15 protein-coding genes and 1 riboswitch are annotated in these 13776 nt (G+C 64.3%); of the genes, 10 read left to right on the top strand and 5 right to left on the bottom strand.

Features of this window, described 5'->3' with window-relative positions; all coding sequences use genetic code 11:
* Window positions 1-12 precede the first annotated feature (12 nt).
* From QRM57_RS17445 to QRM57_RS17430, 4 genes are read left to right on the top strand one after another with little or no spacing between them, the layout of a single operon-like run.
* Window positions 13-276: a DUF1737 domain-containing protein gene (locus tag QRM57_RS17445; RefSeq protein ID WP_211713632.1), complete on the top strand. Its 264-nt coding sequence runs from the start codon at window positions 13-15 to the stop codon at window positions 274-276.
* Entirely contained in the window at window positions 273-683 is a 411-nt protein-coding gene (locus tag QRM57_RS17440; RefSeq protein WP_284987501.1) for a rhodanese-like domain-containing protein, read from the top strand. Before QRM57_RS17445 ends, QRM57_RS17440 begins: the two co-directional genes overlap by 4 nt.
* Window positions 684-1892, top strand: a complete 1209-nt coding sequence (locus tag QRM57_RS17435) for an O-succinylhomoserine sulfhydrylase (protein WP_284987500.1) — start codon at window positions 684-686, stop codon at window positions 1890-1892.
* Between the two features lie 10 nt (window positions 1893-1902).
* Window positions 1903-2556, top strand: coding sequence for a hypothetical protein (locus tag QRM57_RS17430; protein WP_284987499.1), 654 nt, complete (start codon window positions 1903-1905; stop codon window positions 2554-2556).
* Here the strand turns inward: QRM57_RS17430 and QRM57_RS17425 are convergent.
* Window positions 2553-4076 (bottom strand): UDP-N-acetylglucosamine 1-carboxyvinyltransferase, encoded by a 1524-nt coding sequence (locus tag QRM57_RS17425; RefSeq protein ID WP_284987498.1) that lies wholly within the window; start codon window positions 4074-4076, stop codon window positions 2553-2555. The two genes, QRM57_RS17430 and QRM57_RS17425, sit on opposite strands and share 4 nt — an antisense overlap.
* A gap of 210 nt (window positions 4077-4286) precedes the next feature.
* On the opposite strand from QRM57_RS17425, the gene QRM57_RS17420 reads away from it, so the two are divergent.
* Together QRM57_RS17420 and QRM57_RS17415 are read left to right on the top strand one after the other, a co-directional pair.
* Window positions 4287-5231 carry a DUF6973 domain-containing protein gene (locus QRM57_RS17420; RefSeq protein ID WP_284987497.1) on the top strand — a complete coding sequence of 315 codons (945 nt, stop codon included), beginning with the start codon at window positions 4287-4289 and terminating at the stop codon, window positions 5229-5231.
* Window positions 5232-5347: 116 nt separating this feature from the next.
* Window positions 5348-5701, top strand: a complete 354-nt coding sequence (locus tag QRM57_RS17415) for a hypothetical protein (protein ID WP_235517844.1) — start codon at window positions 5348-5350, stop codon at window positions 5699-5701.
* On the opposite strand, the gene QRM57_RS17410 is transcribed toward QRM57_RS17415, so the two are convergent.
* Window positions 5698-6432 (bottom strand): siderophore-interacting protein, encoded by a 735-nt coding sequence (locus QRM57_RS17410; protein ID WP_284987496.1) that lies wholly within the window; start codon window positions 6430-6432, stop codon window positions 5698-5700. The genes QRM57_RS17415 and QRM57_RS17410 overlap by 4 nt on opposite strands.
* Window positions 6433-6520: 88 nt before the next feature.
* Between QRM57_RS17410 and QRM57_RS17405 the strand changes: the two genes are divergently transcribed.
* Both QRM57_RS17405 and QRM57_RS17400 read left to right on the top strand, forming a co-directional pair.
* Window positions 6521-8653 carry a penicillin acylase family protein gene (locus tag QRM57_RS17405; protein ID WP_284987495.1) on the top strand — a complete coding sequence of 711 codons (2133 nt, stop codon included), beginning with the start codon at window positions 6521-6523 and terminating at the stop codon, window positions 8651-8653.
* A gap of 48 nt (window positions 8654-8701) precedes the next feature.
* Window positions 8702-9301 (top strand): GNAT family N-acetyltransferase, encoded by a 600-nt coding sequence (locus QRM57_RS17400; protein ID WP_284987494.1) that lies wholly within the window; start codon window positions 8702-8704, stop codon window positions 9299-9301.
* Here QRM57_RS17400 and QRM57_RS17395 read toward each other — a convergent pair.
* Genes QRM57_RS17395 through QRM57_RS17385 form a run of 3 tightly spaced genes read right to left on the bottom strand, consistent with a single transcriptional unit; the run spans window position 9298 to window position 12274 of the window.
* The gene (locus QRM57_RS17395) at window positions 9298-10092 is read right to left on the bottom strand and encodes an energy-coupling factor transporter transmembrane component T family protein (RefSeq protein ID WP_284987493.1); all 795 of its coding nucleotides are present in this window, start codon (window positions 10090-10092) and stop codon (window positions 9298-9300) included. The genes QRM57_RS17400 and QRM57_RS17395 overlap by 4 nt on opposite strands.
* The gene (locus tag QRM57_RS17390) at window positions 10089-11654 is read right to left on the bottom strand and encodes an ABC transporter ATP-binding protein (protein ID WP_284987492.1); all 1566 of its coding nucleotides are present in this window, start codon (window positions 11652-11654) and stop codon (window positions 10089-10091) included. Before QRM57_RS17390 ends, QRM57_RS17395 begins: the two co-directional genes overlap by 4 nt.
* Window positions 11654-12274: an ECF transporter S component gene (locus QRM57_RS17385; protein WP_235517858.1), complete on the bottom strand. Its 621-nt coding sequence runs from the start codon at window positions 12272-12274 to the stop codon at window positions 11654-11656. The genes QRM57_RS17390 and QRM57_RS17385 overlap by 1 nt, the downstream gene beginning before the upstream one ends.
* Before the next feature lie 77 nt (window positions 12275-12351).
* Window positions 12352-12488, bottom strand: a riboswitch (TPP riboswitch).
* Window positions 12489-12758: 270 nt separating this feature from the next.
* Here QRM57_RS17385 and QRM57_RS17380 point away from each other — a divergent pair.
* Together QRM57_RS17380 and QRM57_RS17375 are read left to right on the top strand one after the other, a co-directional pair.
* On the top strand, window positions 12759-13442 hold the full coding sequence (locus QRM57_RS17380; protein ID WP_284987491.1) for an NUDIX hydrolase: 684 nt from the start codon (window positions 12759-12761) through the stop codon (window positions 13440-13442).
* Between the two features lie 36 nt (window positions 13443-13478).
* The gene (locus QRM57_RS17375; protein WP_257369362.1) at window positions 13479-13739 is read left to right on the top strand and encodes a DUF4235 domain-containing protein; all 261 of its coding nucleotides are present in this window, start codon (window positions 13479-13481) and stop codon (window positions 13737-13739) included.
* Window positions 13740-13776: the final 37 nt, after the last annotated feature.

Genomic DNA, 13776 nt, shown 5'->3' with positions numbered 1-13776 from the left:
GGAGCACCAGCAATGCCTGAACCCACTGAAGAAAAACTTTCCTACCGCCTGATCACAGGCCCGGACACCCGCGATTTCTGCGAGCGGATCAGCTCCGCACTCGCCGAGGGCTATGTGCTCCATGGCAGCCCGGCAGCCACCTTTAACGGCACGGACGTCATCGTCGCCCAGGCAATCGTGCTTCCCGCAGCGATCGCCCACGCAGACGCCGCCGTGGCCGACGCCGTCGACCAGCTTGAAAATGACGACGACGAAGCGTTCGAGGGCCACGCATGAGCTACGCAGGCGACCTGACCCCGCAGGACGCGTGGGCCAAACTTGAGGCAGGTGCCATCCTGGTGGATGTCCGTGCCGAGGGCGAATGGGCCCACATCGGTATCCCGGACACCAAAGCCACGGACAACGATCCCCTGTTCATCCAGTGGAACCTCGCCGGCGGCATCCCCAACTCCCGCTTCATTGAGGACCTGCGGCAGCAAGCGCCCGAAGACGACGGCGTGGAGCTCGTCTTCCTGTGCCGCTCCGGCCAGCGTTCAATCGCAGCAGCCATCGCCGCAACCCAGGCAGGCTTCACCGCGTACAACGTCCTTGAGGGCTTTGAAGGCGAACCTGACCGCTATGGCGAGCGCACTGTAAATGGCTGGAAAAACCGTGGCCTACCAACGAACCTGGGGACCGACTAAGTGACTTTCAATCCCGACGCCGCTGGCTGGAATCCTGATACCCAGGCCGTCCGTGGCGGTCTTGACCGCACCAACTTCCAGGAAACGTCCGAGGCCGTCTTCCTGAACTCCGGCTTCGTCTACGAATCGGCTGCCGCTGCCGAACGTGCCTTCACCGGCGAGGACGAACGATTCGTCTACTCCCGTTACGGCAACCCCTCCGTGGCCACCTTCCAGGAACGGCTCCGCCTGCTGGAAGGCACCGAGGCTTGCTTTGCGACGGCGTCCGGCATGTCTGCGGTATTCACCGCCTTGGGTGCCCTGCTGGCTGCCGGGGACCGCGTAGTCGCCGCCCGCTCCCTGTTCGGGTCCTGCTTCGTGATCCTCAACGAAATCCTTCCGCGCTGGGGCGTGGAGACAGTATTCGTTGACGGACCCGACCTGGACCAGTGGCGTGAAGCCTTGTCCAAGCCCACCACGGCCGTGTTTTTCGAATCTCCGTCCAACCCCATGCAGGAGATCGTCGACATCGCCGCGGTCAGCGAGCTGGCGCATGCCGCCGGCGCGACCGTCGTCGTCGACAATGTCTTTGCCACTCCACTGCTGCAGCGCTGTGGTGAGCTGGGCGCCGACGTGATCGTGTATTCCGGCACCAAGCACATCGACGGCCAGGGCCGCGTTCTTGGCGGCGCCATCCTGGGCACCAAGGAGTTCATCGACGGCCCGGTCAAGCAGCTCATGCGGCACACCGGACCTTCGCTGTCCGCGTTCAACGCCTGGGTGCTGACCAAGGGTTTGGAGACCATGGGGCTGCGCGTGAATCACAGCTCTGCGTCCGCTTTGAAGATCGCGGAATGGCTCGAGCAGCAGCCCGCCATCAGCTGGGTCAAGTACCCGCTGTTGAAGTCCCACCCGCAATACGAGCTCGCAGCTAAGCAGATGAAGGCCGGCGGAACAGTGCTGACTTTCGAGTTGTCCCCGTCGTCAGGACGTTCCGCGAAGGAGGCCGCCTTCGCTTTGCTGGACGGCCTCGGAGTCATCGACATCTCCAACAACCTGGGCGACTCCAAGTCCCTCATCACCCACCCGGCCACGACGACCCACCGGGCCATGGGTCCGGAGGGCCGCGCAGCAATTGGGCTGAGCGATGGCGTGGTTCGCTTGTCCGTGGGCCTGGAAGACGTGGACGACCTCATCCTGGATCTGGAGAAGGCCCTCAAACAGGTCTAACCTTGCTGCCATGAGCGGGACGTATCCTTACCGCCGTGCCGGAGCAGTCATCGTTGCCGGCACGGTGGTGTGGTTCGTGGGAATCTCACCTGTCAGCCGTGTGTACATCACGCCGGACGCAGCAGAACGACTGCGGATGCTCCATGCGGGTCGACGTGGCTGGGTGGTGGGACAGCACTTGGCTGCCGCCGGAACCGTCGCCGTGCCGGTGGGATTCGCAGCGTTCGCAGGCGCCGTTCCGGACACCGGCAAAGAACGTGGAAAGCCCAAGAAGTGGGCCGTTGCCGCCGCAACCGCACTGCTCGCCGGTGCCCCGTTCTTTGTTTACAGCCTTTCGCGCCGCGCCTCGGACCTGGAGCGCTTCGCTGACCGACGCGGATCGAATGCGCCGTTCCTTGTGTATTCAGCACTGCATGTTGTGGCGCTCGGGGCGCTGGGCGGGAGCCTGCTTTCGTCGCCCGCCCAGCGTTGGATCGGCTATACCGCAGCGGCCAGCGCTCCGGTCTTCGGGGGAATCCTGATCGCCAAGAAGGACATCCCGCCGCTCGTTTTCTACCTCATCGAAGGAGCCACCGGGGCCTACCTTATGTCCTGGAAGGAACCGGAGGGTCCAGGTCAACGAACCATGGCCGGAAGAGCCGAAGCCGACGCTCCCGCAGGCTAGTCCTGGAAGTACTCGATTTTCGCGCCGATGGTGTTCAGTCGCTCTGCCAGGTCCTCGTATCCACGCTCGATCACGTAGATGTTGCGCAGCTCGGACGTTCCCCGGGCCGCCAGCATCGCCAGGAGCAGGCAGGCTGCCGGGCGCAGGGCCGGCGGGCAGCCGATTTCCGCGGCACGCCACTTGGTGGGTCCGTTGACGTAGATCCGGTGCGGATCCAGCAGCTGCACCTGGGCACCGAGCTTGTTGAGCTCGGTCAAGTAGATCGCGCGGTTCTCGTAGACCCAGTCGTGGATCATGGTCTGGCCCTCGGCGTTGCCTGCGATCACGGCGAAGAACGGCAGGTTGTCGATGTTCAGGCCGGGGAAGGGCATGGGGTGGATCTTGTCCTGGGGTGCCCGGAGTTCGGAGGGCTTGGTGGTCACATCCACCAGGCGGGTCCGGCCGTTGCGGGCCATGTACTCGCCCGAGACTTCCAGATTCTGGCCCATCTGCTCCAGGGTGGCGAGCTCGATCTCCATGAACTCGATGGGCACCCGGCGGATGGTGACCTCCGAGTTGGTGACGATGCCCGCGGTGATGAGGCTCATGGCCTCGATGGGGTCCTCGGACGGGAAGTACTCGATCTCCACATCGATCGCCGGACGGCCCGTGATCTTGAGGGTAGTGGTGCCTACGCCTTCGATCTCTACGCCGAGCCCCTGCAGGTAGAAGCAGAGGTCCTGGACCATGTAGTTGGGGCTGGCGTTGCGGATGACCGTTGTACCTTCGCGGTGGGCGGCTGCCATGATGGCGTTCTCGGTTACGGTGTCGCCGCGTTCGGTCAGGACGAAGGACCGGTCATCGCCGTCGGCGGGTGGTGCGGTCACCGAGTAGAACCCGGAGCGGGCTTCCACAGCGAGTCCAAACTGCCGCAGGGCCTGCATGTGCGGCTCAACAGTGCGGGTTCCGAGGTCGCAACCCCCGGCGTAGGGCAGCAGGTACTCGCTGGTCTCATCCAGCAACGGACCCAAAAGCATGATGACGCTGCGGGTACGGCGGGCGGCGTCGACGTCCATCGATTCGAGGTCCAGGACCTCGGGCCTGCGGATCCGGAGATCACTGCCGTTGAGCCACGTGCACTCGACACCGATGGAGGTCAGGACCTCAACGATCCTGTTGACTTCCTCGATGCGGGCCAGGCGGCGCAGCGTGGTGGTGCCACGGTTGATGAGGCTTGCACAAAGAAGCGCCACGCCGGCGTTCTTGCTGCTGTTGACGTCAACCTCGCCGGCGAGCGTCCGGCCACCTTCTACCCGCAGGTGGGTCATCTGGGGTTTGCCGACCTTTACGATGGATCGCCCAAAAATCGCTTCAAGGCGTTCGATCATTCTGAGGCTCAGGTTCTGCTTGCCCTGTTCCATGCGGGCGATTGCGCTTTGGCTGGTTCCCAGCTCGGTAGCCAACTGCCCCTGCGTCCAGCCCTTTTCGCCCCGAGCGTTGCGGAGCAGGAGGCCTATATGTTCTGGCGTTGCTTGCGTCATAACCCAGAAATATCACAGATGAGCTAGAAGTTGCCAGCAGAACTCCGTTCGAGCGGCTAATGTCACACCGTACCCGTACCGTGAGATATGAAGCTCGACGTCGGTAGTCGCCTATGCGGGTAAGGCGCCTCCCTTTCCACAGGGGAAGTTGTCCCCATTGTGCTCAACAGCCCGATGGCGAAACATTGCACCAAAGTTCAAGGGGGAAACATGGCTTTCTACGGCGCCGACGTCGACCAACTCAAAGCACTCTCAAAGTCTTTGGCGCACGGCGCCTCCATGCTGACGGCGCGGGCACGCGAGCTGGACTCCCTGATCACCAGAAGCGGCTATTGGCAAGGTCAGGATGCCCAACGCTTCGCTGCCGAGTGGCATGGAAGCTTACGCCCATTGCTGGACCTGGTGTCACGCGGAATTGACGAGGCATCAAAGTCTGCACGTGGTAACGCAGAGGAGCAATCGGGTGCTTCCATGGAAGCCTCCGTCGGTGGCGGGTCCGGTGGAAGCGGAACCATTCAGTGGGCCGCCACGAACACCGACCCCGGCCGCCCCAGCCCGCAGGAAATCCTCGAGGAATACCAGGTCAGCGATGCGGAGACAACCAACTGGCCGGGCGATTGGGACCCTTTGAAGTTCGTGGTGGACCAGAGGGTTGTCACCGAGAAGGAGGCCGAAATGCTGAATGGTCTTGGACCTTTCGAACTGAACGCTTTCAAGGGCATCCACGATGACGCCTTCAATGTCGCTGATGAACGCTTCCCCAGCGCAGACCAAAACGACGACCAGAACGACGCCTTCCGCCATGCGTACTGGAACGCCCTGATGGTGAAGGAATTCGGCGCAGAGTGGGCTGAGGACTACGCCACGGCACACGAGCAACTCCCCGGTAACCCTGCCCCGCGCGAGGCCATGGATCTGTACAACAATGAAGTAGGCCGGAACGTGGCCATCGCCCACCCGGACGCCAGCGCGGAGGAGCTCGCAGATTTGATTGAGGACGCAGTCAACAACGGGGACACCGTGGTGGTGGGTCCCGACCTGCTGCCACAACCGTCCAACCAGGTCCCCATGGATCAGACCGGAGACGCAGGCAACGCGCCGCCGGCCCCGGGCGAGGACCCGGATTTCAACGACGAATCGCGGACCACCTCGTGAACCCACCACATCTTGACCCGGCCCGACCCCAAGGGCGAACGTCCGCTGCCCTGCTGGGCCTGGTCGCCCTCGTCCTGGCCTGCATACTGGCCGCCTGCTCCCTGGGAGGATCTGTCATGCCCGAATCCAACGACAAACTCAACAGCCAAGTACTCGAAGCCGCAACGAAGGGCACCGCTTTGAAGCTTGCCGATGCCACTGATTTCGAATGGGACCAGGCCGGCTTCGTGATGGAGGGGACCTTGGCCAAAGACATCGAAGCGGCTTTCGGCGAACCCATCACCAAGGAAAACCGCTATACGGCATCGCCGGCATTGTTCGTCTTCATGAAGGACGGCAAAGTTGCCAAGGCGGTCCGGATCGTTCCCGACGCGTTCATTGGATCCGAAGCAAAAAAGAAGTACGGCCGTGATGTGGTCCTTACGCCGCCGGACGGGCAGAAGGGTTTCCTGAGCTGGAGGGAGTCCTAAGCCCGCCAGTATCCCAAGGCGTCAATGCGGTGCTTGTCCACACCGAGCTCCTTGCGCAGATGCTTGACGATGGCCCTCGTGCTGGACGCTTCACAGGCTACCCAGAAGAAGTCCTCAGAGGCCGAGACCACGTCTGCCACAAGGGCGCGGCGGACCTCCTCCACCAAGGCAGCCCCGTCACGTTTGCGCGGAATCCAGGTGACGACGTCGGAACCGGACGTGCGCACCTGCAGTGAGGTGTCGGCGTCGTGCTGGTATTCCAACCAGGCCGTCACCGGCGCCGCTCCGGGGGCACATCGGTCCCGTTCGTCCAGCAGTGAGTTGATGGCGGGGATGGACGCGGGGTCCCCCACCACCCAGATGCGGCGCGGGGTGGGTTGTGGGAAGGTGAATGAGCTGCCCTGGACGGTGGCCTCGATGGTTTCGCCGGCTTGTACCGACCATGCCCAATCCGCCGCCACGCCGTCGTGCATCGCGAAGTCCATGCTGAACGTGCCGGCTGCCGGGTCCGCGTTCACCACGGTGTAGGCGCGCTGGTGCGCTTTTCCGGAGTCGTCGAACCACAATCGGATCCACATGGTGGGGTGCAGCCCGCTGCGATGCAGGAGTCCGCCGTCGCGTACATGGATTCGGAGGAAATCCGGGGTGATTTCCTCGCGCCCCGTCACCTTCAGGGTGAAGTCCTTGGCGCCCATCACCTTGAGGACCACGCCTTCCCAATTGCGCTTCAAGGAACTCTCCTTCACGAATGGCCACGATTTGTGCACGGAGCCAAAGCCACTTATCTTGAACTTAAGTAAGCCTAACCTAAGTATGAAAGTGATCGAGAAGATGACGCCTGCCCCGACGCAACAATCCGGTCCGGCAGGCGGCCCGGGAACGTACCGGGACACGTGGGGAATCCCGCATCTCTGGGCCGGATCTGCCAATGAACTGGCCTTCATGCAGGGCCACAATGCCGCGATTGACCGGTCCTGGCAGATCGAATTGGAGCGCTGGCGATCCGAGGGGCGCACAGCGGAAGTACTTGGCGCAGACGCGGTGGCCTGGGACCGGTTCGCCCGGCAGGCACGGCTGGATGACACCGCCCGCCGTTGCTTCGAGAACCTCGACGCCGACACCCAACGTTGGTGTGGTCAGTACGTGGACGGCGTCAACCGCGCACTGGCCGACGGCCTCCGGGACAGCCCGGAATTCACCGAGTCGGGTAGCAGCCCCGAGCCGTGGAATCCCTGGACCCCCCTTGGCGTCTTCCTGGTTCACCACATCCTCTTTTCCACGTTCCCCAACAAGTTGTTCCGCGCCCACGTCGCAAGGACCCTCGGCGAGGATGCCGTCAGCCTGTTCAGTATCGAAGCTCCGGTGTGGTCCGGCAGCAACGCCTGGGCGGCCCATGGTTCGGTATCCGTGAGCGGTTTGCCACTGGTTGCCGGTGACCCGCACCGCCTCATGGAACTGCCCGGCGTGTACCAGCAGGTGCGGCTCGCCTGCCCGGAATTCGACGCCGTCGGGTTCGCGTTTCCAGGAGTTCCCGGCCTTCCGCACTTCGCCCAGACAGAGCACACCGCGTGGGCTGTCACCAACGCCATGGCCGACTACCAGGACCTCTTCGAGGAAGAGCTGCGCCGGGTCACCGACTACTCCGGCGAGCGCATCGAGGCACGGGGCGCGGAAGGCTGGGAAACCGTCGTAGTGAATCTGGAAACCATTCACGTCCGCAACGGTGAGTCCGTGTCCGTGGACATTATTGAGACCGCCCGCGGACCTGTCATCTCCGAAACGCCCGACGGCGGCGCCCTGAGTTTGCGGTTCCCCGCGCGGGTTGAGGGGCGGCTGGGTTTTGAGGCCCTCCTGCCGCTGCTGCGGAGCCGGAGCGTCTCCGCGGTGGAAGCGGCCTTGGATGCATGGGTGGAACCCGTCAACAGTGTGATTGCCGCTGACACGTCCGGAAACGTGACGCAGTTTGTCGCCGGGCTCGTCCCCCAGCGGAATCCCGCCAACCGTCGCCTGCCCGCACCCGCGTACTCAGCCCGCCATGCGTGGGACGGGCAATACGTGATCCTTCCCCGGTCCGCGGTTGAAACGTTCGCCGTCAGCGCGAATGACCGCGCAGCAGGCGGTGGGGACGCCGTCGCCATGGAGTTCGCACCGGCATACCGGGCCGCGCGGATCCGCGAGCTGCTTGAAGCGGTTGAAGGCCCTCTCGCTCCCGACCACATGCAGGCCATCCACATGGATACTCTGCTGGGTCCATGGCCGTTGTACCGCTCGATCCTGGCCGCCTTGGATCCCGCTGACCTGTCCCGGGAGGCCAAGGAAGTGCGCTCACGACTGCTTCGCTGGGATGGCCGGATGGATGCCGGCAGCAAGCCGGCTGCCCTTTTTTCCGGGTGGAGGGGTGCCTTGGTCCAACGCTTGGCCAAGCACCCATCCCTTGCTGCATTGAACGACCCCGCAGGCTATTCACCGTTATTCGGGCCGTGGTTGTCCGTTCCCTCCCGGGTCGGTTTCGCCCTTGAGACGCTGCTGCTCCGAGGTTCGGAGCTCGGCATCGATGCTGGAGTGGAAGCGGCTGCAAGTCTTGAAGACGCGGCGCTGGAAGAGGCACTTCTGGACGGAGCTTCATGGGGTGACCGCCATAAGCTTCTGGCCGTTCATCTCCTCCCCGGTTCCCTTGCCGACGCCGCGCCAACTGCCGGCCTCAGCGGTGACACCGGATGCGTGCTGTGCACTGAGAGCCTCCCGGGCATGGATGACCGGAGCTTCCGCGGCCCTGTGGCCCGCTATGTCTGGGACCTGGCCGAGCGCCGGAACAGCCGGTGGATTGTTCCCTTCGGCGCCGCTGGAACACCGGGCCACCAGCATTTCGCCGACCAATTGCCCCTGTGGACCGCCGGGCAGCTTGCCACGGTGGCCACGGATTGGTCGGTCCTGAGCAAAGACGAACCCTGACACTTCTGCACCCAGTCGCACCCGAATACCCAGCACCCGAAGGAAGCCATGACCACCACCGCCCCGGACTTCTCCGCCCGCACCACCGTCTACTCCGAAGAACTCGAAGGATGGGGCGCCCTGCGGATCGTCCCGCTGGTCCCCAACGAGGACTTAGGGCTTGTCTTTGAGTGGGTGACCCAGCCGCGCGCCAGGTTCTGGGGAATGACCGAGCACACCTTTGAGGAGGTCCTGGGCATCTACGAATTCCTGGACTCACTGGAGACACACCACGCGTTCCTGGTGACCCTGGACGGGGAGGCACTGGCGTTGTTCCAGACCTACGAGCCCATGCACGACCCCGTGGGCGAGGCGTACCCCGCCCGCGAGGAAGACATCGGCATGCACCTGCTGCTGGCTCCGGCCACGCGCCCCATCCCGCACTTCACGCCCCGGCTGGCCACGTCATTGATCAAGTACATGTTTTCCCTGCCGGGCAAGGACCGGATCGTTGTGGAACCCGATGCCCGCAACGCCAAGGCCCTCCGTCGCCTCGAGGCAACATGCTTCGAACTTGGACCCATCGTCCAGCTCGCGGAAAAGGAGGCACAGCTGGGTTTCCTCACCCGGGCGGGATTCGATGAAGTCCAGGACCGCGCCGCCCGTTAGCGCCAGACGAAGCTCCACGTCCCGGCGCCCACGGCGGCCAGCACAGCACCCGCTGCGATGACCACTCCGCCAAGGACCACCCAGATATCCAGCACCGAGTACGTGGATTCGCGCGCCCACGTCCGCTGGCCGCCGCCAAAGCCCCGCGCTTCCATGGTCACAGCCAACCGCGAAGCCCGCCGGACAGCCTGGACCAGCAACCCGAAGCTCTGGCCGAGGGTGGCTTTCAACCGCTGGAACGGGTTGCCTTGCGAACCGACACCCCGTGCACGGCGGGCCATGCCAATGGTCTGCCATTCTTCGGCCATGAGGCCCACCAAGCGCATGGCAGCGAGGGATCCCAGGACAAACCGGTGCGGCAGCTTCGCTTTCTGTGCCAAGGCATCGGCCAGGTCCGTTGGGTCGGTGCAGGTCATCAGGAGGATCGCCGGAAGGGCAATCGCCAGGCCGCGCAGCATGAAACCCAGCCCGAGCTCAAGGGAACCTTCGCTGATGGACCAGAGTCCGACGTCGAGCAGTACAGCGCCGCTGTCAGCCGCCACGATCGCTGTGCTCCAGCCACCAATCGCCGCAGCGATGATCAACGGCCAGGCCCGCTGCCACAAAAGCCGCAGCGTGAGCCCGGCAAGGGGGAACAGCGCCAGCTCGGCAACGAGCGCGGTTGATGCTGAGACCCAGTCGATGGAGAGGGCCAGCACCAGCGAAATCAGGAAGACCGCGACGAACTTGGCCAGCGGGTTCGCTGTGGTCAGCAGGGCGTGATTACCCCGCAGGTTCAATGCGTCCCTCATGCTGCACCGGCTTCCTGGCGGCTTGCTGCACGTGCCGCGGGGTCCAGGCGCAGCTCCGTGCCGCCCAGCACGGCGCTGAACTCCTGGTCGTGGGTTACGGAGACCACAGCCGTTCCGGCGTCGAGCAACTCCGAAAGGAACGACGCCAGCTCGGCCCAGGTGTTCGCGTCCTGGCCGAACGTGGGCTCATCGAGGACAAGGACTTTGGGATGCGCGGCGAGCACCGTGGCCACCGAAAGCCTGCGCTTCTCGCCGCCGGACAGCGTGTACGGGTTCGCGTTCACCAGATGCGTGAGCCGCAACCGCTCCAGCAGTTCGTCCACGCGTTCCTCGCCATGGCCAAGGTGCTTCGGACCAAACATCAGCTCATCCAGCACCTTGCCCGTGACGAACTGGTGCTCGGGTTCCTGGAATACGGTCCCGATGCGGGAAATCAGCTGGTCAGCCTTCCACCTGAACGGGTCGATCCCGGCCCCTTCTGAAAGCTCGACGGCGGCACTCACTTTGCCGTCCACCGGCGCCAAAAGGCCGGCCAGCGTGAGCGCGAACGTAGACTTACCGGCACCATTCGGACCAGTGATGGTGAGCGCTTGGCCCGCCCTGACCTGGGCGCTGACATCGGATTGCACAGGAACCGGAGAGATGGTCCGGAATCCCTTTCGGCGGGGCTTTTCTCGCGAGACTGCCACATCCTGGGCGGCAAGAAGCAGTTGCGCGGCGGAGGTCTCAGTGCGCCGGGCACGGGTTGCCGGGACGTATCCGGGAACCCAGACGCCGGCTGCCATCAGCATGGTCCGGGCCTCGGACAGGACCTGCTCCGGCGCCCCGTCCAACAGGACGCCCGGAGTGCCGTTGCCGCCGGATCCTGGCTGCAACACCACAATCCGGTCCACCAGGTCCTTCCACACAGACACGCGGTGTTCCACCACAACAAGGGTGGCTCCGGTCTTGTCGAGGCAGCGGCCCACTGCGTCCCGCACCTCAAGGACCCCTGCTGGGTCCAGGTTGGCCGTTGGTTCGTCCAGCAGGATCAGCCCGGGCCGCATCGCCAAAATCCCCGCAAGCGCGAGGCGCTGTTTCTGCCCGCCGGACAGGGCCGCCGTCGGATGATCCAACGCCAGTCCGCCGCCGGCAGCGGTCCGCAACCCGACGTCGTCGAGCGCTTCATGGACGCGGGCCCAAATTTCCTCCCGCGGCACGGCCAGGTTCTCGGCGCCGAAGGCGACGTCGTCCCCCACCCGGGACAGGACAACCTGCGTTTCCGGGTCCTGCTGCATCAGACCTGCGCGGCCGCGCTGCTCCCGGGGAGAAGCGCCGTCCAGCAGCAGCGAGCCAGTCTCGTCCGAGTCGTCTTCTTCGTCCCCCAACACCCCCGCGAGGGCATGCAGGAGCGTGGACTTGCCCGCACCCGAGGGGCCGAGCAGCAGTACCCGCTCCCCCGGTTCGATCCTGAGGTCAAGGCCTTGGATGGCTGGCGTGGCCCTTCCGGCGTGCCGCCATCCCCAGCCCTCGGCTGTGATGGCGGCAGGCCGGACGTGGCCGCCGCGTTCAATGACGGGCATCAGCTAAAGACGGGCTCCGAAGCGGCCTTGCGCGACGCGAAGGAACTAAGGACGCCGGTTTTCGCCAGGCCGCGGGTGGCAATCCATGACAGTGCGCCCGCAATGATCGCCCCGGAGATCGTGGTGAACGTGATGTAAGTGAGCTTGTCGATTGCCTCGTAGGCGATGTTCCAGCCCCAGGGAAGGAACGAGTCGTTGAGGCCGCAGAAGAGGCCCGCACCTGCACCGGCAAGGAGCGAGGTGGGCAGGTTGAACTTCTTGTAGAGGAACGCGGCGAAGATGAGCTCCGCGCCAAGGCCCTGAAGGACGCCGGAGATCAGTACGGTGGTGCCGTACTGGGAGCCCATGATGAGTTCGCCTGTGGCAGCAACGGACTCGCAGAACAGGGCGGCACCCGGCTTACGGATGATGAGCATGCCCAGGACCGCCGGAATCATCCAACCGCCAGCGATCAGGCCCGTCAGCGGCGGATACGCCGCGTTCATGGGGATGGATACCAGTGCGGCGCCTTGGGACCATGCCCAGAAAATCACGCCGCCGGCGATGGCGATCAAGGCTGCCACCACAATGTCTACAACACGCCAGTTATAACTGGTCTTCTTCACGCTTACCGTGGTCATTTTTCTGCCTCCTGAGTTACAGGAGGGGAAAGTGCTCCCCGGATTACCCGGCCGGCCTGCGCCGCCCGGTTCCGGACACTCTGAGAAGCTCGACTCCCTTGCGCCGGTACTAACCGGATCAGGTTCGAGGGTCTGCGGCTGTCCGCACTCTCAGCGCCCTCGCGGCTCCCGCATCTCTGCAGGTTCCGACGGCGGCGCTCCCCTGTCGTTATTAAATCTGCCCTGCTGGGCTGGTTCAGTTTACACCTGCACTCCGCGGTGGGGACTGCGGTCCGGTCACATTCCGGCCCACCCCCACCGTTGTGAGGCCCACTCTGCGCCCTTGCCCCACTCTTTGGCACGCACACCAGGCCTCGCAACCCAACGAACGCGCTTTTGCGAGGCCCACTCTGCACCCTTGCCCCACGCTTTGGCACGCACACCAGGCCTCGCAACGGACCTGAGAGAATGATCCAGCAACATCCAAAGCGAAGGGGCACACTTCATGACGGACCAACCCGGCTCTGGCCTCCCAGACAACGTTGACGTGGCTGAAGCACGCCTCGCCGCAAGCGTCATCCTGCTCCGCGATACCCCGTCCGGGCTCGAGGCGTTCGTCCAGCACAGGGTCAGCACCATGGACTTCGCCGCAGGAATGGTGGTTTTCCCGGGAGGACGCGTGGACCCCGCCGACCACTCCGGGTGGGACTACGCCACCGAACTGCTCAGCAGCCATGCGGCGGACTGGCAGGCCAGCTCCATCGGTTCCGACGATGCCGCTGCCAAAGCAGGAATGGTGCTCACAGCCGCGATCCGGGAGGTCCGTGAGGAAGCCGGACTGAGCATCGACGCCAGTGACCTGCGCCCATGGGCCAACTGGATTACCCCGATCGACATGCCCAAGCGTTTCGACACGTTCTTCTATGTGGCCAGGCCCTCGACGGACATGGAGCCCCACCACCAAACAACCGAAGCGTGGCAATCCCTGTGGATGCCCGTGGAGGGAATCCTCGCGGCAGAGGCAGCAGGCACCCTGAAACTGATGCCGCCCACCTTCTACCTCCTCAAGGAAATCGCCGGATACGGGACCGTCGGCGCCGTATGGTCGGCCGATCACCCTGTCGTCCCCGTGCTGGCACCTGCAGGCTCCCTGGCCGCCTTCCTCAAGGAACGGGAAAGCCGCCGCTAGCGTTGCCGGTCCACGCGTTGCGGCTAGGCTGGGGGCATGAACCTCTTCTTCAAGCTGATCGGCGCCGGAGTAAGCCTCGGGGCAGGCTTCGTCGGAACAAAACTCGTCAACAAAGGGTGGGAAAAGGCCACAGGCAACAAGCCGCCCACAGGCAACGATGACATGGAAACGAGCCTTCGCTCCGCCCTCACCTTCGCCCTGATCTCGGCGTTCGTGAGCACACTCATCCAGGTGCTGGCCAGCAGGGGCACCCAGCGTGCCATCGCCCGCTTCGCGAAGTCCCAGGACATCGTCTAGCGCATCACCGTTTGAAGCAACGCGGGGTCACTTCCGG

Origin of the sequence: Arthrobacter sp. fls2-241-R2A-172, from assembly GCF_030208885.1 — a bacterium.
Classification (GTDB): domain Bacteria; phylum Actinomycetota; class Actinomycetes; order Actinomycetales; family Micrococcaceae; genus Arthrobacter.
Note: the sequence above shows the minus strand (reverse complement) of the source record. Positions and strands in the feature narration are given on the sequence as shown.